Annotated in this window: 22 protein-coding genes; 13 read left to right on the top strand and 9 right to left on the bottom strand. The window is 28.8% G+C overall.

Going from position 1 to position 24,822, the window contains the following annotated elements:
• The first annotated feature begins 1,015 nt into the window (after positions 1–1,015).
• Positions 1,016–2,809 carry a phosphoenolpyruvate carboxykinase (GTP) gene (locus tag Q1X91_RS09755; protein ID WP_300756516.1) on the top strand — a complete coding sequence of 598 codons (1,794 nt, stop codon included), beginning with the start codon at positions 1,016–1,018 and terminating at the stop codon, positions 2,807–2,809.
• Positions 2,810–3,267: 458 nt separating this feature from the next.
• Positions 3,268–4,137: a hypothetical protein gene (locus Q1X91_RS09750; RefSeq protein ID WP_300756513.1), complete on the top strand. Its 870-nt coding sequence runs from the start codon at positions 3,268–3,270 to the stop codon at positions 4,135–4,137.
• A 16-nt stretch (positions 4,138–4,153) separates the two neighbouring features.
• Here Q1X91_RS09750 and Q1X91_RS09745 read toward each other — a convergent pair whose 3' ends face one another.
• Together Q1X91_RS09745 and Q1X91_RS09740 are read right to left on the bottom strand one after the other, a co-directional pair.
• Entirely contained in the window at positions 4,154–4,294 is a 141-nt protein-coding gene (locus Q1X91_RS09745; protein ID WP_300756510.1) for a hypothetical protein, read from the bottom strand.
• Positions 4,295–4,893: 599 nt separating this feature from the next.
• On the bottom strand, positions 4,894–6,135 hold the full coding sequence (locus Q1X91_RS09740) for an ankyrin repeat domain-containing protein (RefSeq protein WP_300756507.1): 1,242 nt from the start codon (positions 6,133–6,135) through the stop codon (positions 4,894–4,896).
• A 142-nt stretch (positions 6,136–6,277) separates the two neighbouring features.
• Between Q1X91_RS09740 and Q1X91_RS09735 the strand changes: the two genes are divergently transcribed.
• Positions 6,278–6,943: an L-fuculose-phosphate aldolase gene (locus tag Q1X91_RS09735; RefSeq protein ID WP_300756504.1), complete on the top strand. Its 666-nt coding sequence runs from the start codon at positions 6,278–6,280 to the stop codon at positions 6,941–6,943.
• A gap of 92 nt (positions 6,944–7,035) precedes the next feature.
• On the opposite strand, the gene Q1X91_RS09730 is transcribed toward Q1X91_RS09735, so the two are convergent.
• Positions 7,036–7,269 carry a SirA family protein gene (locus Q1X91_RS09730; RefSeq protein ID WP_020005545.1) on the bottom strand — a complete coding sequence of 78 codons (234 nt, stop codon included), beginning with the start codon at positions 7,267–7,269 and terminating at the stop codon, positions 7,036–7,038.
• A 276-nt stretch (positions 7,270–7,545) separates the two neighbouring features.
• On the bottom strand, positions 7,546–8,631 hold the full coding sequence (gene yedE, locus Q1X91_RS09725; protein ID WP_300756501.1) for a YedE family putative selenium transporter: 1,086 nt from the start codon (positions 8,629–8,631) through the stop codon (positions 7,546–7,548).
• 177 nt (positions 8,632–8,808) lie between these two features.
• On the opposite strand from yedE, the gene Q1X91_RS09720 reads away from it, so the two are divergent.
• The 6 genes from Q1X91_RS09720 to Q1X91_RS09695 all read left to right on the top strand — a co-directional run bounded on the left by Q1X91_RS09720 (position 8,809) and on the right by Q1X91_RS09695 (position 13,011).
• Positions 8,809–8,973: a hypothetical protein gene (locus tag Q1X91_RS09720; RefSeq protein WP_300756499.1), complete on the top strand. Its 165-nt coding sequence runs from the start codon at positions 8,809–8,811 to the stop codon at positions 8,971–8,973.
• A gap of 42 nt (positions 8,974–9,015) precedes the next feature.
• Positions 9,016–9,417 (top strand): hypothetical protein, encoded by a 402-nt coding sequence (locus Q1X91_RS09715; RefSeq protein WP_300756496.1) that lies wholly within the window; start codon positions 9,016–9,018, stop codon positions 9,415–9,417.
• Positions 9,418–9,914: 497 nt separating this feature from the next.
• On the top strand, positions 9,915–10,919 hold the full coding sequence (locus Q1X91_RS09710) for a metal ABC transporter substrate-binding protein (protein WP_300756492.1): 1,005 nt from the start codon (positions 9,915–9,917) through the stop codon (positions 10,917–10,919).
• 3 nt (positions 10,920–10,922) lie between these two features.
• On the top strand, positions 10,923–11,615 hold the full coding sequence (locus Q1X91_RS09705) for a metal ABC transporter ATP-binding protein (RefSeq protein ID WP_300756489.1): 693 nt from the start codon (positions 10,923–10,925) through the stop codon (positions 11,613–11,615).
• Complete coding sequence (locus tag Q1X91_RS09700; RefSeq protein ID WP_300756485.1) at positions 11,612–12,430, top strand: metal ABC transporter permease; 819 nt, start codon at positions 11,612–11,614, stop codon at positions 12,428–12,430. Before Q1X91_RS09705 ends, Q1X91_RS09700 begins: the two co-directional genes overlap by 4 nt.
• A 14-nt stretch (positions 12,431–12,444) precedes the next feature.
• The gene (locus tag Q1X91_RS09695) at positions 12,445–13,011 is read left to right on the top strand and encodes a hypothetical protein (protein WP_300756482.1); all 567 of its coding nucleotides are present in this window, start codon (positions 12,445–12,447) and stop codon (positions 13,009–13,011) included.
• 97 nt (positions 13,012–13,108) lie between these two features.
• Here the strand turns inward: Q1X91_RS09695 and Q1X91_RS09690 are convergent, their stop codons facing one another.
• From Q1X91_RS09690 to thrC, 3 genes are all read right to left on the bottom strand, one after another.
• Positions 13,109–14,104: a DUF3089 domain-containing protein gene (locus Q1X91_RS09690; RefSeq protein WP_300756479.1), complete on the bottom strand. Its 996-nt coding sequence runs from the start codon at positions 14,102–14,104 to the stop codon at positions 13,109–13,111.
• A gap of 145 nt (positions 14,105–14,249) precedes the next feature.
• Positions 14,250–15,224 (bottom strand): homoserine kinase, encoded by a 975-nt coding sequence (gene thrB, locus Q1X91_RS09685; RefSeq protein ID WP_300756477.1) that lies wholly within the window; start codon positions 15,222–15,224, stop codon positions 14,250–14,252.
• Positions 15,225–15,247: 23 nt separating this feature from the next.
• A complete protein-coding gene (gene thrC, locus Q1X91_RS09680) occupies positions 15,248–16,303 on the bottom strand; it encodes a threonine synthase (RefSeq protein ID WP_013113119.1) in 1,056 nt (351 codons plus the stop codon).
• Between the two features lie 1,399 nt (positions 16,304–17,702).
• Here thrC and carA point away from each other — a divergent pair.
• The 3 genes from carA (at position 17,703) to Q1X91_RS09665 (ending at position 22,728) form a co-directional block, all read left to right on the top strand.
• Positions 17,703–18,782: a glutamine-hydrolyzing carbamoyl-phosphate synthase small subunit gene (gene carA, locus Q1X91_RS09675; protein ID WP_300756469.1), complete on the top strand. Its 1,080-nt coding sequence runs from the start codon at positions 17,703–17,705 to the stop codon at positions 18,780–18,782.
• On the top strand, positions 18,775–21,966 hold the full coding sequence (carB, locus tag Q1X91_RS09670; RefSeq protein ID WP_300756467.1) for a carbamoyl-phosphate synthase large subunit: 3,192 nt from the start codon (positions 18,775–18,777) through the stop codon (positions 21,964–21,966). Before carA ends, carB begins: the two co-directional genes overlap by 8 nt.
• A 120-nt stretch (positions 21,967–22,086) precedes the next feature.
• The gene (locus Q1X91_RS09665; protein ID WP_300756464.1) at positions 22,087–22,728 is read left to right on the top strand and encodes a Pr6Pr family membrane protein; all 642 of its coding nucleotides are present in this window, start codon (positions 22,087–22,089) and stop codon (positions 22,726–22,728) included.
• Between the two features lie 52 nt (positions 22,729–22,780).
• Here Q1X91_RS09665 and Q1X91_RS09660 read toward each other — a convergent pair whose 3' ends face one another.
• Together Q1X91_RS09660 and Q1X91_RS09655 are read right to left on the bottom strand one after the other, a co-directional pair.
• Entirely contained in the window at positions 22,781–23,956 is a 1,176-nt protein-coding gene (locus Q1X91_RS09660) for a PD-(D/E)XK nuclease family protein (RefSeq protein ID WP_300756461.1), read from the bottom strand.
• Positions 23,957–24,072: 116 nt separating this feature from the next.
• Entirely contained in the window at positions 24,073–24,327 is a 255-nt protein-coding gene (locus Q1X91_RS09655) for a hypothetical protein (RefSeq protein WP_096736736.1), read from the bottom strand.
• A 127-nt stretch (positions 24,328–24,454) separates the two neighbouring features.
• Between Q1X91_RS09655 and Q1X91_RS09650 the strand changes: the two genes are divergently transcribed.
• Positions 24,455–24,822 (top strand): DUF4145 domain-containing protein (locus tag Q1X91_RS09650; protein WP_300756458.1); only part of this gene is annotated, 368 nt, incomplete at its 3' end.

The following is a 24,822-nucleotide window of genomic DNA, read 5'->3' as shown; positions in this document are numbered from 1 at the left end:
AATTAATAAAAATATATTATGTTACAAATAAATTATAATTACATTTATAAATAACTAAAATTTGACAAATTATATTTGTTTAGGTATATACTGAAAATTCTTAAGTTTGTCAATTTTTTGTTGTTCTTTTTCCCGCCGCACACCACAGGCGGACAGCGTCAAAGAACCTTATATCCTCGACAAGCTCGGATACGCTTCGCGAAAGTGTAAGTAAAAAATAATACTAAATAGTACTAATTTATGTTTTACATATAGAATAAATTACCAAATTTAGCTTGAAATATAGCCTTTCGCTGCCGAAGGCACGCAGAGCGGGCACGACTGTGTACTTCGTAGGGATAGTTCCCACAAATACTAAAATTTAAAAATTTATTTTTTGACAAATTATAGTCGTTTAGGTATATACTGAAAATTTTTAAGTTTGTCAAAATTTAGATTTTTAATTTTATTGTTTGTGGTGGCTTTGCCCCCCGCTGTGCGTGCCTTCGGCAACCCCCAGTTCTTTTTATGACCAGACGAAGTACGCCTACAGTGAAGAACCATACGAAGTACGCCTACGGCGAAAGACTGCATGTTTGACATAAAATTATAGTGTTATATTACATTTAATACATATTCTTGAAATATTAAGTTGTAGTATGTGCGTTTTTTGCAACTTTTTTGTGCGGCAAAAAAGTTGATAATACATTTACAAAATATAAAAATTTACAAAATATAATTGTTTAGGTATATATTAAAAAATGAAGCCCTAAAAATGATATCAGATTGTATTTTTTATTTGTTTTATTTATTTTCTTACATACTTATTATTTTATCAAGTATGATTTTTTTGAATATAAACTAATACTCATGTCATTTTCTTTAGTATATTTTTTATAAAAAATTAATAAAAATATTGTCTTTAAAGATATTTTTTGTATATTATAAAATAATTAATAAATTTACAAAAATCATTTACTAAAAATGCGTTTTATTGTATAATTGATGCAACAAATTTTAATAAGGAGTAATATTCATGAAGGTTGAAGAATTAAAACATGAGAAGCTTAAAGCTTGGATTAAAGAAGTAGCAGATATGTGTCAGCCAAAAGATATATATGTATGTGATGGAACTAAAGAAGAATATGACAACTGCATGAACGGTTTGGTAGAATTAGGTTTAGCTAAACCTCTTAAAAAAAGACCTCACAGTCATTCTTTCAGAAGCGATCCTTCTGACGTAGCACGTGTTGAAGATAGAACTTTTATTAGTTATCCAGATAAAGAAGATGCTGGTCCTACTAATCACTGGATGGCTCCAGATGAATTAAAAGGTACTATGAAAGAATTATATAAAGGCAGTATGAAAAACAGAACTATGTATGTAATTCCTTTCTCTATGGGTCCTGTTGGTTCTCCTATAGCTAAAATCGGTGTAGAAATCACTGACAGCCCTTACGTTGTATGTAACATGCATATAATGACTAGAGTTGGTACTAAAGTATTAGAAGTATTAGGTTCTGACGGTGAGTTCATACCTTGCTTACACTCTGTAGGTGCTCCTCTTGCTGATGGTGAAAAAGATACTAAATGGCCATGTGCTCCAATAGAGAAAAAATATATTTCTCATTTCCCTAATGAAAACTTAATCTGGTCTTATGGTTCAGGTTACGGCGGAAACGCTTTACTTGGTAAAAAATGTTTCGCTTTACGTATCGCTTCTGCTATGGCTAGAAGAGAAGGTTGGATGGCAGAACATATGCTTATCTTACGCTTAACTAACCCAGAAGGTAAAAAATTCCATATCGCTGCTGCATTCCCAAGTGCATGCGGTAAAACTAACCTTGCAATGTTGCAGCCAACAATTCCTGGTTGGAAATGTGAAACTATAGGTGATGATATTGCTTGGATGAAAATTAATCCAGATGACGGCAGACTTTATGCTATCAACCCAGAAGCTGGTTTCTTCGGAGTAGCTCCTGGTACTTCTTATGATTCTAACCCTATGGCTATGGAATCTATCAAAGAAAACACAATATTTACTAACTGTGTAGAAACAGATGACGGCGATGTATGGTGGGAAGGTATGGGTCCTGCTCCTAAACATGGTATAGACTGGAAAGGTAATGACTGGACTCCAGAAAGCGGAGAAAAAGGTGCTCACCCTAATGCTAGATTTACTGCTCCTGCTAGACAATGTCCTGTAATTTGTCCAGACTGGGAAGATCCTAAAGGTGTACCTATAGATATATTCATCTTCGGCGGAAGAAGAGCTTCTGTTATGCCTTTAGTACATGAATCTTATAACTGGGATCATGGTGTATTTATGGGTTCTACTGCTGCTAGTGAAACTACTGCTGCTAATATCGGTGCAGTTGGTGCTTTAAGATTTGACCCATTTGCTATGCTTCCATTTGCTGGATACAACATGGGCGATTATATGAATCACTGGCTTGAAATGGGAGATAAATTAGGTGCTAAAGCTCCTAGAATCTTCTATGTAAACTGGTTCAGAAAAAATGCTGACGGTAAATGGTTATGGCCTGGATTCGGTGATAACTCAAGAGTATTAAAATGGATGTGTGAAAGAGTTGAAGGTAAAATTGATGCTGTTGACACTCCTATAGGTAAAATGCCTAAAGAAGGCGATTTAGACCTTAAAGGTTTAGATATACCAGAAGCTGATTTCAAAGAACTTATGAGAGTTGATGTTGAAGCTTGGAAAGATCAGGCTAATCAAATCGAAGCTCATTATGCTAAATTCGGTTCAAGACTTCCAGCCAGACTTAAAAAACAATTAGAAGAATTGAGAGCTAGATTAAGTAAATAATTGATAAAGTAAAATTCCTTTAATTTGCCAATAGTTTAATTTAATATTAAGCTATTGGCTTTTTTATCACTATTTTTATACTTAATTAAAAAGTTGAAAAAACTCTAAAAATAAATATAATCTATTTCTATAATTTTATATTATAGTTTGTAATTATGAATACTTTTTTTAAAAAATTAAAAATATACCCGCAAAAAAATATTATAATATTAGCATTAATTTTTGTTATGCCTTTTACAATGTATTTATTATTTGTTAAAGGCATAGTCATTGATAATTATAAAATAACTCAAATAACATCGTATTTTTTTGCTTTTAAGATTTTTTATTTATTTTGTTTTAATTTACTGTTTAATTTGAATAATAATAAAAATACATTTATAACTTTTTTTATATTTTTGATTATAGGCATTCTTAGTGTTATTATACCTTCCTCGGAATTTACATTTAAAGATATAATGTCTGCTGATAATAATTTTATTTTCTTTGTTCATACTATTTTAAATAAAAATCTATTTTTAGATATTATATTTTTTATAATGACTGCTTTATCATTTAATGAATATAAAAATTACAAAAATATTTCTGAAGTATTTACTTTCTCTTTCAATATGATTATATATTCTGTTTTTTATTTTATATTTTCATCTGTTGTATTTATGATAGTTTTTGTATTTATTATAAATTTATTTAAAGGTTTTTTTATCAATATTTTTTCTGATACATCTTTAATTATAAATATATTTGTATTATCTATTTTTTATATATTTTCATTTACTCCTTTTATAATTTACAGTGTATATAAAAAAGATATGAAGTATAAAAATATATCAATATACTTTTCAAGAATAATAATGTATATAAGTTTGTATAATATAGTTAAATATTTATTTACTATGTCTTATAATAGTCCTTATGATATTAGAATAAATTTTATACTTTATAATGTTGCTCTTGCTATAGGAGCAGTTAATTTATTTTTTGTGCGTATTGATTATAAATCAAGTATATTAACAAAGACAGTTTATATTATATTTCCAGTAATGGCATTTATTTTTAATATAATAATTTTTAGTTCTCTTATATACAGAATAAAAGAATATGGAATGAGCCCAAATAAATTAACTTTGATTTTTACAAATATGATAATTCTTGTTCATTTTATTTTGATAATTATTGATAATATAAAATCATTAAAAAAATTAAGTACTATAAAAAATATAAAAAGTATTATACTAACAAATAATAGAAGCTGTTATGTATATGTCTATGGTATTATAGCTTTTATAGTATGTTTTATAATGCCTCTGTTTTATAATGTTTTTTAGTTTTTATTTAATTCTATCATTCTATAGTATCATCGCTTAAATTAAATTCAAAATGTTTATTTAAAGCATATATTATAGCTTCATAACATACGAACCCTTTACCAAAAAAAATTTTTGCATAATTAATGCATTCTTCGATATTGATATTTGTTTTCATAAATTTACTTCCTTAAAAAAATAGACTTGTTTCAAAACTAAATTAAGGATATTTATATTATTTTAATTTTTAGTATTTTTATTTTTATAACTGGGGCTTTGCCCCAGACCCCACTTCTTTTGGTGCCCCAAAGAAGCAAAAGGACTGCATTTTTTAGCTTAAATATATAATTTATGCAACATGTAAAATATTTGGTTAAATTATAGCTAATATTATTTAATTTAACATAAAATAGCAAACTTATAAAATTATTTGTCAAGTATTTTTGAAACAAGTCTAATATTTGTAATATACCTAAACAAATATATTTTGTCAATTTTGAGTTATTTATAAATGTAATGTTAATTTATTAATAATATAAAATATTATTAAGTTTTATTTAAAATATAAGATAAAAACTATTTTATGACTAAAAATGCAGTATTTCGCGACTGCGGGCTGTGCCTGGTTCTTTTGGTCACAAAAAGAACTGGGGTTGCCGAAGGCACGCAGAGCGGGCACGACTGTGTGCTTCGCAGGGCAAAGCCCCATATATTAAAAACAAAATATAACTTCATTTTGACAAATCATATTTGTTTAGGTATATATTAAAATTATAATTATTTTTTCTTTTTATAATATTTGCTTACTATGTCAATCATTTTTTTATCCTGAATGGCCTCGGCATATTCTAAAACATTGTAGCTTTCTTTTATACTTCTGCCATAGTCATTATCAGGTTTCATTTTTATATTTAAATCAACACCATTTTTAAATAAATATTCAGCAACTTCATAATTATGTTGGTCTATAGCATGAAATATCGCAGTATAGTTTATATCATTAGGATAATAGTTCACATCAGCCCCATTTTCAACCAATGCCTTAACTATTTCTAAATTACCCGCACCTGCAGCAATTGCTATAGGAGGATAATAATCTAAAAATTTTGTATCTAAATCAGCACCATTATCTTTTAAGAGTTTTATCACTTTAGGAGTAGATGCCGCAAGTATAGTAGCAGGAGCAACTCCGCCATCATTTGTAGCATTTACATTGGCACCATTTTCTATTAAAAGTTTTGAAGCTTCATAAGGATTTTCTCCTGTAACAGCCCAAAGTAATGGAGTATCCCCATTATCATCAGCTTTTCCATTAACATCTATTCCAGCATCTATTAAATATTGCATTATATTAATATTGCCTTTTTCAGAAGCATAAATAAGTGCAGATGCTCCCCATAATGATTTTGCATTTATATCTGCATTATTTTCTACTAATAGATTAAACATTTCTTCATTGCCGTTTTCGCATGCAATCATAATCATATTTTTACCGTCTTTATTTTTTATATTTAAATCAGAGTTATGTTCTATTAGTAATTTTGCCGTATCTATATTGTCAGTTCTTACAGCTTCCATTAAAGCATTAAATCCGTCGTTTGCTCTTAAATTAACCAAAGCTCCATTATCAATCAATGCTTTTGCTATATCATAATGCCCGTATGATGAGGCGATCATTAAAGGTGTTGTATTAGTGTAATGTGTAATATCACCTATGAGAATTTCATCTTTTGACTGAGCATTTATACCGCCATCATTTATTAAGTCAATCATTTCAGCAACGCCTGTTTTATTTTTATTCTTTTCTAATAGTTTTAATAATTCTTCGCTTGGCTTTATTATTTCATTAATAATTATATTATTTTTTGATTTCTCATTATTGCTTTCATTAAAATTATTGTTTGGTATTTCTATATTATCTGCTATTTCTTTTACTTTCTCATTATTACTTTCATTTATTTGATTTGAATATAGCGATGTAATTGTTGTTAATAATATAATTATAATGTTCTTTTTCATATGACTCTCCGATTATTAATTGTTTTTAATATATCATAAATAATAAAAAAATAAAGTAATGGTATTACATAGCACTATTTTTTATAAAATTATAGTTTATAATAATAAAATAATAATAAATAAAATATTAAGGATAAATATTATGATAAGCCAATTAAATGAATATAGAAAATTATTGTCTAATGATATAATAAAAACATGTCTTAGAATGCAAAAAGACGGTATTAATCAGGGTACATCTGGAAATGTAAGTGTACGTTTTGAAAACGGTATGCTTATTACACCTTCAAGTATGCCTTATGATACTATGAAAGCTGAGGATATAGTTTTTGTTGATGAGAACGGAAAGTCAGAAGAAGGCAAAAGACCTTCAAGCGAATGGAGATTTCATTTATCAATACTTAAAGATAATCCTGATTTTAACTGTGTTATACATAGTCATTCTATATATTCTACAGTAGTATCTATAATGGGCGTTGATTATATACCTGCTATACATTATATGATTGCTGTTGCTGGAGGAAAAATTATACCTTGTGCCGAGTATGCCACTTATGGAACCGAAGAGCTTTGCAATAATATATCAAAGGCTATGAAGGGGTATAAGGCTTGTATTATGAAAAATCATGGACTTGTGGTTTCTGATTCTACTATAGAAAAGGCTTATGGTGTTTTGGTAGAAGTAGAAAATATTTCAAGAGAGTTTGTAGAGCTTAGTAAAATTGGAAAGTATAATGTTTTATCAGATGAAGAGATGGATATAATACTAAAAAAATTCGGCAATTACGGATTAAATGCCCAGAAATAATAATTAGTTTAATAATATATCTTTTTTCTTTTATAAGATTAAGGTATATTATTATTTTATATAATACATTAAAAAATATTTTTGATTATTTATTATTTTGTCTTTTTTAAAGTTACTAAAATATCCTCATTTTCTATATGTTCAAAAGTGCCTTCATATCCGTATTTTTGACATCCTCTTATTACACTTTCGCAGCTTGAATGCCCGCTTACTAAAACTTCTATTATTGTGTTTAATTCCTGATTATTTATAGCGGCACATTTAGCCTGAAAAGATGCCTGAGAACATGACATTCCTCTGGTATCAACTTTAATAGTTTCAGACATGATATTTTCCTTTTTATTAGTTTATATGTATTTTATGAAAATATATTAAATTAATAAATAAGCACTGTTTGTTAGAAGCATTAATTATTATAATAAGCATTAGAAATTATCTAAATATTATTTTTTATTATAACCTCTGCCTCTGCTGTATATTATCATAACTTGTATATGTTCTAATAATACACCGCAGAAGCAGAGTTCATTATATAACTTCCAAAAATTTTGTGCAGTATATTTATTATATAATGACAACAACCTGCTGCACGATAAAGTGTATCAGCTTGCAGTATTTTCTTTCATTGTAAATCCTATGATTACACAGAATATTAAACCTAAAATAACAGCTCCCATTCCATATACTGTAGGACCTGCAGTTGAACTTGCCAAATTAAAGTTGTGAGCAAATCCTGCACCTACTAGCATTCCTATAACGAATATAAAACTGTCCATATTTCCTTCAGCAGATTGTATCATTTGTCTTCCAGGACATCCAGCACCTAAAGTAAATGCTAAACCAGTAAGAATCATTGATACTGTATTCCATAAAATATTTGTGTGAGCTATTGGCTGATTTTCCATAGATAAATTGAATCTGCTTGTAGCTATATTAACTATAAAAGCAGCTGCTATAAAAGCTATAACGCCTTTAGTCATATGAAAATCTTTCATAAATATTCCGTCTCTAAGTCCGCCTACAGTACAGAATCTTGATTTTTGAGCTACAAAACCTATTACTATAGAAGCTATTAATGCTATAGCTATAGGAGCTTTCATACTTCCTGGACCTGATTCAGAGAAAAATATTGGTCCGCCTTCAGAGAATTTAGTTTGTTTTAATAATAGAATTAGTAGAATTACTGCGATAACTAAAGGAAGAAATCCAACCAATTTATTTTTATATGCTTTAGGCTGACCCAAAGAGAAATTTTGTTTCCAGAAGAAAACACCTATTCCTCCTCCTATGATAATTCCTATTAAGCCGAATATACCATTGATATCGCCTCCAGCTACTCTAAGCAAAGTTCTCCAAGGACAGCCTAAGAAAACCAAAGCACCTATCATAGCAAAGAAACCTAAACAGAATCTTATAATAGGAGAGCTTCCGCCTTTAGGAACAAATTCCTTTGAGATTAATGCAGATATTGTAGCACCAATAACAAGACCTATTAATTCAGGTCTTATGTATTGTACTGCTGCAGCTCTATGCAGTCCTAGTGCACCTGCTAAATCACGGGTAAAACATGCAATACATATTCCCATATTAGCAGGGTTGCCCATTACAGATAGCCAAGCTGCTATAGCTCCTATTACAGCACCAATTACTATAATACCTATAGAGCTTGTGAAAAAGTCTTTTTTCATTTCCTACTCCTTTGTGTAAATTGTATTTTTTATGATTTTATAGTAAAAAAAATTAATTATCAATACAATTTATTAATTTATATTATACTTATTCAAAAATGCTTAATTAAAATATAAGATTGTTATTTATTTTTTTTATAGTAAAATATATATAATTAAAAATTAAGGATTTTGTTTATGAAAAAGATTATACCTGCTTTATTATTTTCTCTATTATTTATAGGCTGTTTAGATTATACACAGTATGTAACTATAGATAATGATAAAAATATAACCATTGTTGCCATAGTTACTATGTCAAAGTCTTTAGTAGAATTAGCTGCTTATTCTGAAGGCCATTAAGAGGGCGTTCCAGATTATTATTATGATGATATACTCAGAGATATGGAAAGCGAAGCAAGAAACAGCTATCCTAGAAATTTTAAATTCAGACAAATAAATAATGATAATGAAATAGGTCTTTATATAAATGGTATTATAAAAGCTGCAGATTTAACAGAAGATGACAGTTTATTAGTTCCTATAAGAAATGGAAATAAATTTATTTTTACTCCTTTTAATTATTCAGAAGATACTCAGGATTACAGTGAATATGCTTCTATGTTTAGTTCTATGAAAGTAAAATTGATTGTTTCAAAAGATTATATACCTACAATAACTTCCTGCTATATTTCATCTTATGATGAGGTAAAAGATGTTAATGTTTATGATTTGAAAGATGCATTTTTAATAGAGATTCCTATGTTCTCAGGTATAGACAGTCCGATTTTGTATATTGAGTTATGATATTATTAAAGATAGTTTACAGGAGATATTCTTATCAATATTTTTTGTAAACTTCTTTTTATAAAAAGTGATAATGAACAATAAAAATAAATATTCATAATTGACAATTATTTATTATAAATTATAATTAAACATTATGAAGAAATGGAAAATATTAATTATTTTAATTGTATCTGCTTACATTTATTTAGCATGCTATATATTTTATCATGCTATGAATCATTCACATTATCTTAATGAAAACTGTGCAACATGTACAGAAATATTTTATATAGTAAAAGCAGTAGATAAAGTTGTTAGATTTTTTTATCAATACAGTTTTGCCGTATTATATTTATCTGTTTTATGTATCTATAGTATCCGTACAGTTAATACAATATTAAATATTAATCCAATTAGTTTAAAAGTGAAGCTAATAAATTGATTTAATTCCTTTATATTTTTAAATAGTTATGTTTTAACATATTTTATAATTTTTAATAAAGGATTAATCGATAATGAAGAAAAGTATATTAATTTTAATTTTCCTAGTATTATTTGCAGTTTCGTGCAGCAGTAAATCAAATAATGCTGATACAAACAAAGAAAACAATAAAATAAAAGTTGTAGCTACAATATTTCCAATATATGATTTTGCAAGAAATATATTATTAGATAATTCCAGTTTGCAAATGATAATAAAACCTGGTATAGAAATTCATTCATTTAATGCTTCGCCTTCAGATATAATAGATATACAGAATGCCGATGTATTTATTTATATAGGAGGAGAAAGCGAGGAGTGGGCTCAAAAGGTAATATCTTCTATGGATACGGATACCAACGGTAAAAAGATAATTAAGTTAATTGATTATGTAAATGCTTTAGATGAGGAGATTGTTGAAGGTATGGAGCATGATGAAGAACATAATCATGATGAAGAATTAAATCATGAAGATCATGATGATATTTCAGAAACACATACCCATGAAGGAGTTTATGATGAGCATATATGGACTTCTCCAAAAAATGCTGTTTTAATGGTTAATGCTATAAGCAAAGCTATGTCAGAAATAGATCCTAATAATGCAGATGTATACAAAGCTAATGCTGATAAATATAATAGCGAACTGTACGCTCTCGATAATGATTTTAGAGAAACAATAAACTCATCAAAAAGAAAAGATATAGTATTTGGAGACAGATTTCCTTTTAGATATTTGGCAGATGAATACGGACTTAATTACCGAGCTCCTTTTAACGGATGCAGCAGTCAGTCGGACGTGAGCCCTAAAACATTAACGTATTTAATAGGATATATAAAGGATAATAATATACCTTATCTTTATTATATAGAATTAAGCAATGAAAAAATAGCAAATACCATTATAGAACAGACTGGAGCAGCAAAATTAAAACTTCATTCTGCACAAAATGTGACTAAAAAAGAGTTTGATGATGGGGCTTCATATTTATCTATTATGATGGATAATTTGGAAAGTTTAAAAAAGGGTTTGAATTAAAATATGTTGTCTATAAAAGATTTATCAGTATTTTATGATAGTAATGAAGTATTATCAAATATTAATTTCTCTTTATCAAAAGGAGATTATCTTTCTATAATAGGTGAAAACGGTTCTGGTAAAACTACATTAATAAAAACCATACTTGGACTAATGAAGCCTAAAAAAGGAAGTATAACATTTGATAATATAAAGAAAAATGAAATAGGTTATTTGCCGCAGCAGGGAATAGTACAGAAATCATTTCCTGCAAGCGTATTTGAAGTAGTGATTTCTGGAAGACTTAATAATAAAAAATTTCTTCCGTTTTATACTAATAATGATAAAAAAACGGCATTAGAAAATTTGAAGAGACTTAATATAGAAAATTTAAAAAATAAGTCATATAAAGATTTATCAGGCGGTCAGCAGCAAAGAGCAGCATTAGCAAGAGCTTTATGTTCTACTAAAGAGCTGCTTATATTAGATGAGCCTTCTACTGGATTAGACCCTATAGCTACAGTTGACCTATATAATCTAATAAAAAAACTTAATAATGAAGTTACTATAATAATGGTTTCTCATGATATAGCAAGTGCTGTAAAATATTCTAATAAAATACTTCATTTAAATAAAAATATTCTTTTTTTCGGAGCAACAGAAGAATATATAAAAACTGATATATACAAAAGAATATCAGGGGAGGATATGAAATGATTGCTTTACTTCAGGAACTTTTTTCATATACCTTTATTATTAGGGCTGTTATAGTTGGAATATTGGTTTCATTATGTGCGGCACTTTTAGGTGTTAATTTAGTATTAAAGAGATATTCTATGATAGGTATAGGACTTTCTAATGTTGGGTTTGGTGCTTTATCGCTTTCTATGATGCTTGGCTTTTCTACTCTTCAGCTTTCTATACCTATAGTAGCTTTGGCATCAATACTGCTTTTGAGACTAAGTGAAAACAGCAAGATAAAAGGCGATGCTGCTATTGCATTAATATCAAGCGTCTCTTTAGCTGTCGGTATTATAGCTATTACTGTAAAGACGGGTATTAACACAGACGTATGCAACTACATGTTTGGAAGTATACTTGCTATGAGTAAAAGTGAAGTTTATATAAGCATAGCAGTTAGTGTAATAGTAATAGTTCTTTATATATTGTTTTATAACAAAATATTTTTAGTAACTTTTGACGAAAACTTTGCCCGTGCTGTTGGTATTAATATAGGGTTTTATAATACTCTTATATCTATACTTACATCTTTGATTATAGTATTAGGTATGAGAATGATGGGAGCTATGCTTATATCAAGCCTTATAATATTTCCAGCATTAACTTCTATGAGGGTATTTAATACTTTTAAGGGAGTTATAATTTCATCGGCAATATTATCGGTGCTCTGCTTTTTTGTAGGAATAGTTCTTTCATTTCAATTAGAATATCCTACAGGGGCTTGCATTGTTATGGTGAATTTGGCTATGCTTTTAATATTTTCTGTAATAGGAAAAGTATTAAAAAGATGATTAAGGAGATAATAATGAATTTTAAATATATCTTATTTATTATAATGATGTTAATTTTATCATGCTCAAAAAAAGAGTATAATGACGGCTGGTTTGATATAGAAAAAAATTATGTTGATATAGCTCAAAAAAAATATGATTATGGTAATCCTAGAGATAAAACAGAAAATAATCAGGAACAAACTTCAGCTATGAAAGTTAATATGAATAATATTGATATGAACAATGTTATAGAAATTAAAGAGAGAATGTTTATCAATCAATGTAATGATGTTTATTTAAATCCTGATGATTATAGAGGAAAATTAATAAAACTTGAAGGAATATATGACGGCTTTACCGATGAAGAGACTGGAGAAAAACTCAATTTTGTATTTAGATACGGACCTGGCTGCTGCGGATATGACGGAGTGGCTGGATTTGAGTTTAATTATAACGGCAATATACCTAATCCTCAGGATTGGATTGAAGTAGTTGGTGTTGTTGAGATATTAGAGATAGATAATTATGAAACAGTGAGGCTCAATGCTATAAGTTTGAATGTTCTTGATAAGAGGGGCAAAGAATTTGTAGCTAATTAAATTAAGACAATTTCGTATATTTATATTTTATAAACCTTGTTTAGGGCAGGATAATTGTATTACTATCTTGCCCATTTTTTATTTATATTAAATAATTTTATTTCCAAAAAGCATTAAGTCTTTTTTTGGCATTTTCCTTCAAATCATAATAATAAAGCGATATATCATAAGCATGATAAACACCTTTTTCAAAAATACTTTCTCCTCCAAAATAAAAATCATCAGCATTTATAGTACTGCATTTTACAACGCCTCTTTTTTTATCTACTTTAGCATCTGCTATTTTTGTCGGTATACCATAATTTGTATATATATTAGCTCCTAAACTCTGTTCCTTTGAGGCTAAAGTTTCTTCAGTAGTCCAAGTTATGGGATTAATTGCTATTGAATCTTCAAGAAGAGTAGGATTATATCCGTTAAAATCAGGACTTTCTGTATTGTAAGATATTATAACTCCAGTATCATATTCATTATTTGCAAATCTCAAATGAGGATTTTCTTCCAAGTCTTTTTTTGTAACAGAATATCCGAATATATAAGCTGCAATCATTCTATTTTTTAAGTTTTCATTTGTTTTAAAATAGTCTGTAAGTATTTGTTTTATCATCATAGCACCCTGAGAATGTCCTGCTAATATAAAAGGTCTTCCGTTATTATAATTTTTTATATAATAATCAAATGCTGCAATTGCATCTTCTTTTGGAGCAGAATAAAAATATTTATTTTTCTCTTCTTCGCTTATATTGTTATTTTTATCCAAAAGATATATAGCATCAGCCTGCCTATAAAACGGAGCATATATACTTGCTATTTCTTCAAATATTCCAGTTTGTTCAGTCATTACATTTGTAGTATATCTTCTCATAGAAGGCGAATCTATAGGGCATATCATATCTTCGTTAGTATTTTCTCTTGACCAAGTTGTAGGATACAAATAAAAAACATCAGCTTCTCTTTCATTTTGATTTTCTGCTATATTAAGCCAATTATTTTTATCTGAATAATCTGATGCTTTTGCAGTTATATTACTTGTATTATTTGAACAGCTTATAATGCTTATTATTAATATAAGATACGTTAATATTTTTGACATAATAATTCCTTTAGTATTTTAATATATTATTTTGTGATTATCAAATTATTATATTATCAAAAATATATAAATCAATAAAAATATTAAATAAAATAAAAAGCATGCCATTAAAAAAAATAGCATGCTTCTTTAATATTTGTTTATATTATTTTATGATAATACCTTTTTTAGGAATATTAAGAACTTTTATTTCGGATTTTATTTTCTTTTTAGAAAAACTATTTTCCATAGCTTCAGAAACTTTTTTGATTATTTTTTCATCATCTTTAACCAAAGCAAGTATTGAAGAGCCTGCTCCGCTTATAGTAACAGAGTATGCACCAGCCATTTTTACCTGTTTAAATAACTCTTTTAGACCAGGTATAAACTTAGCTCTATAATCCTGATGAAGTTTATCGTCAGTTGCAACTTCAAGCAAATCAAGTCTGTTAGAAGATAAAGCAGAAGTAAGAAGTGCAGCCCTTGAAATATTAAATATAGCATCTTTTAAGCTAATCTCTTTAGGAAGAGCATTCCTAGCTTTTTCTGTACTTAAATAAAAATTAGGTATTGCAACTACTGCTTTTAATCCTTTAGGAGGATTTATTTTAACATATTTAAAATCTTCATCTTTTCTTACAACCCCAGATATTATTCCGCCTAATATAGCAGGCGATACATTGTCTGGGTGTCCTTCAAGCTGAACTGACATATTTAATATTTCATTTTCAAGTGAGAGTTTATTTCCTAATATATAATTGGCAGTCAATAAACCTCCTATTATAGCTGCGGAACTGCTTCCAAGCCCTCTTGAAAGCGGTATCCTATTTATACATTTTATTATATATCCTTTATCAGGCTTTGCTTTTAATTTTTTAAATACCAGTTTCATAGCAGAGAATATCATATTATCGTCTTTTGATATTTCTTCTTCACCTTCGCCTGTTATCTCAAAATCTATTTTTTTAGAATTATTATTTTCGTATATATGTATTTCATTATACAAATCTAAAGCTAGTCCTACACTGTCAAAAGCAGAACCTATATTAGCACTAGTAGCAGGTATTTTAAAAGTTACAAGTTTTTTGTTTGTTATATTATTTTTATTTTCTTTATTGTTTTTCTTTTGAGTTTTATTCATATTATATTCCTATTATATTCCTATTATATTCCTATAGCCTTCCTTATTTCTTCTATATTGTTATCAACTTTTATAGGAGCAGAGCAAATTTTTATAGCGTTATCTGGGTCTTTAAGTCCGTTGCCTGTGAGTACAGAAACTACAGTGTCTCCTTTGTTTAATTTTCCAGCCTTATAAGTTTTTATAACTCCAGCAAGAGAAGCAGCAGAAGCAGGTTCAGCAAATATTCCTTCTTCTCTTGTGAGCATTTTATAAGCCTCTAATATTTCATCATCGGTAACAGAATCTATAAATCCGTTTGATTCATTAGAAGCATTAACCGCTAATTTCCAGCTTGCAGGATTACCGATTTTTATAGCTGTAGCAATAGTTTGAGGATTTTCTATTACTTTATTTTGTACTATGGCAGCACATCCTTCAGCTTCAAAACCTATCATTTTAGGTAAATTTGATACTTTTCCATTTTCTTTATATTCTTTAAAACCCATCCAATAAGCAGATATATTTCCAGCATTTCCTACAGGTATAGCCAAATAATCAGGAGCTTTTCCCAATGCATCGCAAATTTCAAATGCTGAAGTTTTTTGTCCCTGAAGTCTGAAAGGGTTAATTGAGTTTACTAATGTAATAGGATATTTATTTGTAATATCAACAACAGCTTTTAAGGCTTCATCAAAATTACCTTTAATAGCTATAACTTTAGCTCCGTACATCAAAGCCTGAGCTAATTTTCCCAAAGCAATATTACCATCTGGTATAACTACTATACATTGAATACCGCTTCTAGCAGCATAAGCAGCAGCTGATGCAGAAGTATTGCCAGTAGAAGCACACATAATAGCTTTTGAACCTTCTTCAAGTGCCTTAGCAACTGCCATAACCATTCCCCTGTCTTTGAATGAGCCTGTAGGATTAAGACCGTCATATTTGAAATATAATTCTATTCCGCCAAGTTCTTTTCCTATTTTTTCAGCTTTTATTAAAGGAGTATTTCCCTCATTTAATGTAATAAGCGGGGTTTTATCTGTAATAGGTAAATATTCTTTGTACTCTCTTAAAAGTCCGTTCCATGTTTTCATAGTATTATCCTTTATTGTTATTAATTAATAAAAATAATTATCATTAGTAGTATTCAATATAGAATATAATATAAATAATAATTTTTCAAGGCTTTTTATGTATTAATGTTATATAAAAGTTTTTTATTTTAGTATTATAATTGCTTGTTTAAAAGCTTCTTTAATTACTTTATAAAATAAAAATCGATTTTGAAAGCAGTATATACTGAAAATTTTTAAGCGAGCCGCTGCACCTTCCCGCACGGTATTGTTTTATTCTTATCAAATGTCAACGATACGTGCGGCTGATTACCTATTATTATACCAAATAAGTAATTTAATATGCATCTAAAGCATATTTTATTGATTAATAAAAATATATTATATTACAAATAAATGGTAATTACATTCATAGATAACTAAAATTCGACAAATTGTATTTGTTTAGGTATATACTAAAAATTTTTAAGTTTGTCAATTTTTTATTGTTCTTTTTCCCGCCGCACACCATACTTAACAGTACTTCCTTCGGTCGCAGGCGGACTTCGTCAAAGTTTTTATCCTTCGGATACGTTTCACGAAAAATGCAATTGCTAGAACTTTATATTTTAAAGATATGTATTAAATGTATGGTAATACCCGAAATTTGGGCTAAAACAGTCTTTTTGGTTCTTTGTGTCAACAAAAGAACTGGGGGTGTGGGGGCTAGTCCCCACAAATCTAAAATTTAAAAATTTATTTTTTGACAAACTATATCTGTTTAGGTATATACTGGAACGATTTCATTTTGTAAACTGATGTACATTATATAGAATTATCAACTTTTTTGCCGTACACGCTCTGCGGACTTCGTCAAAGAACCTTATATCCTCGACAAGCTCGGATACGCTTCGCGAAAGTGCAAGTCTAAAAAATAATACTAAATAGTACTAATTATGTTTTATACGTAGAATATATTATTAAATTTAGCCTGAAATGTAGCTTTTGCTACCGAAGGTACGCAGAGCGGGCGGGCTGTGCCTGCTTCTCGCCGCAGGCGTACTTCGTATGTGCCGCACCTGCCTACGGCACGGACAGGCGTCACAAAAGAACTGGGCACAAGCGTGGTTGGCAAAGCCCCGCAAATATTTTAAATTAAAAAAATTAATTTTTTTACGAATTATATTTGTTTAGGTATATTTATCTTACTTTTTGTAAAAAATGATTGTAATATTAATTATATATGTTATAGTGTATCAAAATAAAATATGAAAAATAATGTTATGAATTATAAGAAATATAAATTAAAGAAAATTCTGCAAACGATGCAGTGTTTAATAATCTTAAAAAAGATTGGAGATTGACATTTTGTTGATTTCCAATCTTTTTTTTATTTTAATTAAAAATCTAAAAAAAATTTAGAATAATAGGAAGGCTAAAATTGAAACGTTATTTAATACTTGAAGACGGAAGTCATTATGAAGGCATAGGATTTGGTTCGGATAATTTTAGAATAGGGGAATTGGTTTTTAATACATCTATGACAGGTTATCAGGAAATACTTTCAGATTTATCATACTGCGGACAAATAACCGTTATGACTTATCCCTTGATAGGCAATTACGGTATAAACAGAGATGATTTTGAAAGTTTGAATCCAGCTATATTCGGATTTGTAGTTAAAGAGGCTTGTAAGAGTCCTAATAATTTCAGGAGTGCTGAAACTATAGACGAGTTTTTAAAATTAAAAAATATTCCAGCTATAGAAAATATTGATACAAGAGAGATAACAAAAAAAATAAGGGAGGTAGGTACTCTTAAAGCTGTGATGAGCGATACTATAGATAATAAAGATGATATAGTAAAAATGCTTAAAGAGACTCCTTATATGAATGATCATGTAAAAAGAGTTTCTACGAAAAATGCCTTTCCTATACCAAACAGAGGAAAAAAAGTTGTACTAATTGATTTCGGAGCAAAACTTGGAATAATAAGAGAATTAAGCAAAAGAGATTGTGATTTGGTGGTAGTGCCTTATGATACAGATTATAAAACTATAATGAGCTTAAATCCAGACGGTATAATGCTTTCAAACGGACCTGGGGATCCCAAAGATGTAAAGGAATCAATCAATACTATAAGAGAGCTTATAGGAAAAGTGCCAATATTTGGTATATGCTTGGGGCATCAGCTTATAAGTTTGGCATGCGGAGCAAATACAATTAAATTAAAATTCGGACATAGGGGAGGAAATCACCCTGTTAAAGATTTAGAAACTTCAAAGGTAAGCATAACAAGTCAGAATCATAGCTATGCTGTTGAGAAAGAGAGTTTACATAATACTGGCTTAATTATAACTCATATATCTTTAAATGACGGAAGTGTAGAGGGAGTTAAACATAAAAAGTATCCTGTATTTTCTGTTCAGTATCACCCAGAGTCTAATCCGGGACCTGAGGACAGTAAATATTTATTTGACAAGTTTATTAATATGATGAATGAAGGGGTAAAAAATGCCTAAAAGAAATGATATAAAAAAAATATTAGTAATAGGTTCAGGTCCTATAGTGATAGGTCAGGCTGCAGAGTTTGATTATGCAGGTACTCAGGCTTGCCAATCTTTGAAAGAAGAAGGTTATGAGGTTATACTTATCAATTCTAATCCTGCTACTATTATGACTGATAGTGCTGTGGCAGATAAAGTGTATATTGAGCCTATTAATTTGGATTTTGCTAAAAGAATAATTTATAAAGAAAGACCAGATGCGATACTTGGTTCTTTAGGAGGACAGACTGGTCTTAATTTGGTTGTTGAGCTTGCAGAAAGCGGGATATTAGATGAATATAATGTTGAAATTTTAGGAACGGATTTAAATGCTATAAACTGTGCTGAAGACAGAGAGCTTTTTAAAAAACTTATGAATGATATTAATGAGCCTGTACCAGACAGTGTTATAGTGCATAGTGTAGAAGAGGCGGTTGCTTTTGCAAATAAAATAGGATATCACTTGGTTGTGCGTCCTGCATACACTCTTGGAGGCACTGGAGGGGGATTTGCACGCAATGAAAAAGAGTTAATCGAAATATGCGAAAGCGGATTAAAAATAAGTCCAGTACATGAATGCTTGGTTGAAAAAAGTATTGCTGGATATAAAGAAATAGAATACGAGGTTATGCGTGATAATAATGACAATGCTATAGTAGTATGTAATATGGAAAATGTTGACCCAGTAGGCATACATACTGGAGACAGTATAGTAGCAGCTCCTTGTCAGACATTAAGCGACAGAGAAAATCAAATGCTTAGAAATGCAAGTCTTAAAATAATAAGGGCTTTAAAAATTTGCGGAGGATGCAATGTACAGCTTGCACTTGATCCTAAAAGTTTTAATTATTATATAATAGAAGTTAATCCTAGAGTATCTCGTTCCAGTGCTTTGGCTAGTAAGGCTACTGGATATCCTATTGCTAAAATAAGTGCGAAAATAGCTGTGGGTATGACTTTAGATGAAATACTTAATCCTATTACAAAAAAAAGTTATGCATGTTTTGAGCCTTCTATTGACTATATAGTTACAAAATTCCCAAGACTTCCTTTTGATAAATTTCCTAATGCCGACAGACAGCTTGGTACTCAGATGAAAGCTACAGGCGAAGTTATGAGTATAGGACGAAATTTTGAAGAGTCATTTTTAAAAGCTGTGCGTTCTCTTGAAATAAAATGCGATCATATAATTCATAATGATGTTTCTAATTATACCACCAAAAAATTATGGGAGCGTATAGAATTAAGAGATGATTTAAGAATATTTATTATAGCTGAGCTCTTAAGAAGAGGTGAAGATATTAATGATATTATATATATTACTCATATAGACAGATTCTTTTTAGAAAAAATAAAAAATATAATTATATTAGAAGAAAAATTAGAAAATAATAAAATGAATATAGATGTATTAAGAGAATGTAAGGAGAGAGGATTTTCTGACAGCTATATATCAAAAGTTTGGGGTATTGAAGAGATTGATTTATACAAATTAAGACATGAAAATAATATAGTGCCAGTATACAAAATGGTTGATACTTGTGCTGGAGAGTTTGAAAGTGAGACTCCTTATTTTTATTCTACTTATGAAAAAGAAAATGAATCTGTAAAAAGCGGCAAAGAAAGCATAATAGTATTAGGCTCTGGACCTATAAGAATAGGGCAGGGTGTGGAGTTTGATTATTCTACTGTTCACTGTGTTATGACCATAAGAGAGGCTGGATATGAGGCTATAGTAATAAATAATAATCCAGAAACAGTGTCAACAGATTTTTCAATATCGGATAAACTTTATTTTGAACCTCTTACTATAGAGGACGTTATGCATATAGTGGAATTAGAAAAACCTAGAGGAGTTATAGTACAGTTCGGCGGACAGACTGCTATTAACTTGGCAGAAAAATTAGTTATGCATGGAGTTAATATATTAGGTACTTCATTAGAAAATATTAATAAAGCAGAAGACAGACATGAATTTGAAGAGATGTTGAAAGCTCTTGATATACCGCAGCCTAAAGGAAAAACTGCTTTTACAATAGATGAAGCTGTGATAATAGCTAAAGATATAGGTTATCCTGTTTTGGTACGTCCGAGTTATGTACTTGGCGGACGTGCTATGGAGATAGTTGATAATGATGCTTCTTTAAAAATATATATGGAGACTGCTGTAAAAGAGATAAGCAATAAAGCTCCAATATTGATTGATAAATATGTTATAGGTAAAGAAATAGAAATTGATGCTATTGCAGACAGTGAGCATAATGTATTTATTGCGGGTATTATGGAGCATATCGAAAGAGCTGGTATTCACTCTGGAGATTCTATAAGTGTATATCCAGCACAGACTATTTCAAGAAAAGTAAAAGATACTATTATTGATTATACTAAGAGAATAGGAGAGGGCTTTAATTTTATAGGGCTTTACAATATACAGTTTATAGTTGATAAAAATGATAATGTTTATGTTCTTGAAGTTAATCCTAGAAGCAGCAGAACAGTGCCTTTTTTAAGCAAGATAACAAATGTTCCAATGGCTAATGCGGCTACTATGTGCATACTTGGGAAATCATTAAAAGAGCAGGGTTATAATAATATATATGAAGAAGAATCTAAAAATGTATTTGTTAAGGCACCTGTATTTTCTTTTGCCAAATTAAGAAGAGTCGATACTATACTTGGTCCGGAGATGAAAAGTACAGGAGAGGCTTTAGGTTTTGATGTTAATTTTGAGAAGGCTTTATATAAGGCATTAATAGCAAGCGGAATTAAAATACCTCTTCAGGGAAATGTGCTTCTTACTATATCTGATAATCATAAAGATGAAGTATTAGACTTGGCTAAAAGATTTTCTAATATTGGTTATGGAATATATGCTACAAAAGGTACTGCCAATTTCTTAAGAAGAGAAGGTCTTTATGTTAAAGAAGTTTCAAAGATTGATGAAGAAGGTTTTGAAAATATAGTAGATACCATAAGACTAGGAAGGGTTGATTATGTTATCAATACAATAGAAACTAACAGTCAGACTCATTCTGATAGTTTGGAATTAAGAAGGGCATCTGCTGAAAATAATATATCATGCATTACATCATTGGACACGGCTTATGCTTTGCTTAGAGTAATAGAGTCTATGAACTTTAGTATAATGCCTATTGCATGATTGTATTATAATTAATAATAAATTTAAAAAAGATGATCAGATTTATTTTTCTGTTCATCTTTTTTTATTTATAAAAAGATTTATAATATTTAGTAATATTAATGTTTTTATGAGTGTGTTATGTCTATTTTTTCTATAATATTCAAAGCAGTAATAATTATAATTGGGGCTTTCGCTGTACTTAATGGATTTTTTTATGGCAGTAATTTTACAAATATAAAACTTGATATAGAAACAGCATACTATTTCACATATCAAAGCAATATACTTGTAATAGTGTATTTTATTTTGGATATTTTAAATATTATAAATAAAAAAGAAACATTTTATCCTAGATTTAAAGGTGCTGTTACCATGTCTATAACAGTTACATTTTTGGTGTATCATTTTTTATTGAGTCCTACTTCTGGTAAATTAGAAGGTATTGATTATATTAGAAATATTATACTTCATTATATACTGCCTATTATGACTATTTTTGATTATATTATTTTTGATAAGAAAGGCATTTATAAAATAATAGATCCTATTCTTTGGCTTATAATACCGCTTTTATATTTTTTGTTTGTACTTGTAAGGGCTAGAGTAGGAAGTCCTTTTTCAGACGGAAGTTATTATCCTTACTTTTTTGTTGATATAGATAAATACGGACTTAAAACAGTATTAAGAAATGTATTTTTTATCACTTTGTTTTTTGCATTTTTGGGCTATATAGAATATTTTATTGACAGGTTATTTAATAAAGTGTTTAGTAAAAGATAAATTATTAAAAAGTGCTTGATTAAAAAATATAGATCAAGCACTTTAATATTAATTAATTTTTATTAAATTCATCAGATATTGCATTAATTATATCTATTATTTTTGCAGCCACATTTTCAGGAGTTTTTACTTCTATTGATTTTAATTGATTATTGATACCGAAATAATATCCGTCTTCTCCGTCATGCCAAGCTCCATCGCAGTGATTTTGTAATATTTTATACATTTTATCATTATCTCTATCTTCACAATAATAATATATTTGTATATCTTCTTTTATTCTCTTTTTATCCGCAAAAGAATATCTTATATATAAATTAAAATATTTGCAGTTACAAATATCTTTAAATCCAATATGGTATGTATTTTCATTATCAGCAATAGTTTCTATATTTGAATATTTTTCTTTTAATTTATTTACAAGTTGTTTATAAAAATCTAATTTTTTATTATATATTTCTTCATTTAGAGCATTAAATAAAACAGCATATTCATTTATTTTATTTAAATCCATTTCTTCTTTAAAATCTCTATTTTTTTCTAAATGATTTTTAATAATTTCTTTTGACATATTTTTCTCCTTATTGATATTGCTTATTAAATATTCATTATCTCTAATTTGTATTAAGGCTGAATATAACGATTGGTATTTTTTATCTGATAAATCTGGAATTTTTTCTATTATATCATTATTTATAAAATCTCCTATATCTTCATGCGATAAGCATATAAGTTTATTTTCATTTAAAAGTTTATCTTTTATACAGGCAGATAAAGATTTTTCAGAAGGTTCTTTTCCGTCTCTTGTTAAATATATTATGAATGTATTTTTTTGGATACTAGATAATTCTTTATAATAACGTTCTAGCTGTAATTCTTGGTCATCGGCATTTATCTTGTTTTCTATTATTAATTGGAATGAAGCATTTTTTATAAATAAATCAAGTCTTCCGCTTGATATTGCATATTCATTAAATACTGATATTTGACTATTATCTATATTAGTAATATATTTTTCAGCAAATTTTCTTGCTATGTTCAAATCTTTATTATTAATTTTGGCATTGAATTTTAATAGATTAAATAATAATATGCTGTTATTTACCTCATCAAAACTTTCTTTTATAGAGTTTATAATATTAATTTCAGGACTTATTTTTTCTTTAATTTCATTAAAGATATTTTGCTTCTCATTTAAAACAAAATCTAGTAGATTTTCTGCTGTCATTTATTATACTCCTTATATTTAAGTATATTATATTATATACTTAAAGTCAATACTTGTAAATAAAATATGTGCATAATAAAATAAATTACTATGCACAAAAATAAAAAATAATTTGTTTATAAAGCTGGTGAATGATATCCTTTGTTAGGACCATTTGGATGTTTAATACAATGTCCATTTGTTAATGAAGCTATTGAATGATACTTATTTCCGCAATATTTACAGAAATAGTCTGATTTTTCTCCGCCTTCATATAGTTTATGCTTTCCTTTATTTGGGCCATCTGGATGTTTGATACAAGCTCCGCCTGTAAGAGCACCTATTGAAGAATATCTTGTTCCGCAGTATTCACAGTAAAAATTTTGAGCCATATAAAACCTCCTGTATTTAATATTTATTTTATGATTATTAACGTAGCATATTACTATGACAAAAATTGTCATATATACTATGCTAAAATCAAAATGATTTTAGCAAAAAGTCTAAAAAGGAGACGTTATGTCAAATTTTGATTTCTTACAAAAAGAATGGCCGTTAGTGGCAAAGCTTGCGCAAACGGCAGAAAATTACATATACGATGACCCGAATTCGTGTTTAATAAAACTCGGAATGTTAGCTGAACACATTGTAAGCTACATTGTTGACGTCAACGGTATTGTTATGCCCGAAGATGCAAACACGCAAGCAGATAAAATTCGTCAATTGAAAGCAAAAGCGCTTTTACCAAGGGACATTGATGATATTTTATACGGATTAAGAAAGGCAAGAAATGAAGCGGTTCACGCAAATTTAGATTCGTTTGAACGTGCTTGTTTAATGCTTGAACTTGCTTATAAGTTGTGTATTTGGTTTAATGCAACTTACGG

The organism is uncultured Brachyspira sp., from assembly GCF_949287625.1.
In the GTDB taxonomy this organism is placed as follows: Bacteria; Spirochaetota; Brachyspiria; order Brachyspirales; family Brachyspiraceae; genus Brachyspira.
This window is presented reverse-complemented; position numbering and strand designations above follow the sequence as displayed.

Bases quoted from the DNA above. Each gene is read 5' to 3' on its own strand.
- Q1X91_RS09755 (WP_300756516.1), top strand. From the start codon at position 1,016: ATGAAGGTTGAAGAATTAAAACATGAGAAGCTTAAAGCTTGGATTAAA.
- Q1X91_RS09750 (WP_300756513.1), top strand. From the start codon at position 3,268: ATGTCTGCTGATAATAATTTTATTTTCTTTGTTCATACTATTTTAAAT.
- Q1X91_RS09745 (WP_300756510.1), bottom strand. From the start codon at position 4,294: ATGAAAACAAATATCAATATCGAAGAATGCATTAATTATGCAAAAATT.
- Q1X91_RS09740 (WP_300756507.1), bottom strand. From the start codon at position 6,135: ATGAAAAAGAACATTATAATTATATTATTAACAACAATTACATCGCTA.
- Q1X91_RS09735 (WP_300756504.1), top strand. From the start codon at position 6,278: ATGATAAGCCAATTAAATGAATATAGAAAATTATTGTCTAATGATATA.
- Q1X91_RS09730 (WP_020005545.1), bottom strand. From the start codon at position 7,269: ATGTCTGAAACTATTAAAGTTGATACCAGAGGAATGTCATGTTCTCAG.
- yedE (WP_300756501.1), bottom strand. From the start codon at position 8,631: ATGAAAAAAGACTTTTTCACAAGCTCTATAGGTATTATAGTAATTGGT.
- Q1X91_RS09720 (WP_300756499.1), top strand. From the start codon at position 8,809: ATGAAAAAGATTATACCTGCTTTATTATTTTCTCTATTATTTATAGGC.
- Q1X91_RS09715 (WP_300756496.1), top strand. From the start codon at position 9,016: ATGGAAAGCGAAGCAAGAAACAGCTATCCTAGAAATTTTAAATTCAGA.
- Q1X91_RS09710 (WP_300756492.1), top strand. From the start codon at position 9,915: ATGAAGAAAAGTATATTAATTTTAATTTTCCTAGTATTATTTGCAGTT.
- Q1X91_RS09705 (WP_300756489.1), top strand. From the start codon at position 10,923: ATGTTGTCTATAAAAGATTTATCAGTATTTTATGATAGTAATGAAGTA.
- Q1X91_RS09700 (WP_300756485.1), top strand. From the start codon at position 11,612: ATGATTGCTTTACTTCAGGAACTTTTTTCATATACCTTTATTATTAGG.
- Q1X91_RS09695 (WP_300756482.1), top strand. From the start codon at position 12,445: ATGAATTTTAAATATATCTTATTTATTATAATGATGTTAATTTTATCA.
- Q1X91_RS09690 (WP_300756479.1), bottom strand. From the start codon at position 14,104: ATGTCAAAAATATTAACGTATCTTATATTAATAATAAGCATTATAAGC.
- thrB (WP_300756477.1), bottom strand. From the start codon at position 15,224: ATGAATAAAACTCAAAAGAAAAACAATAAAGAAAATAAAAATAATATA.
- thrC (WP_013113119.1), bottom strand. From the start codon at position 16,303: ATGAAAACATGGAACGGACTTTTAAGAGAGTACAAAGAATATTTACCT.
- carB (WP_300756467.1), top strand. From the start codon at position 18,775: ATGCCTAAAAGAAATGATATAAAAAAAATATTAGTAATAGGTTCAGGT.
- Q1X91_RS09665 (WP_300756464.1), top strand. From the start codon at position 22,087: ATGTCTATTTTTTCTATAATATTCAAAGCAGTAATAATTATAATTGGG.
- Q1X91_RS09660 (WP_300756461.1), bottom strand. From the start codon at position 23,956: ATGACAGCAGAAAATCTACTAGATTTTGTTTTAAATGAGAAGCAAAAT.
- Q1X91_RS09655 (WP_096736736.1), bottom strand. From the start codon at position 24,327: ATGGCTCAAAATTTTTACTGTGAATACTGCGGAACAAGATATTCTTCA.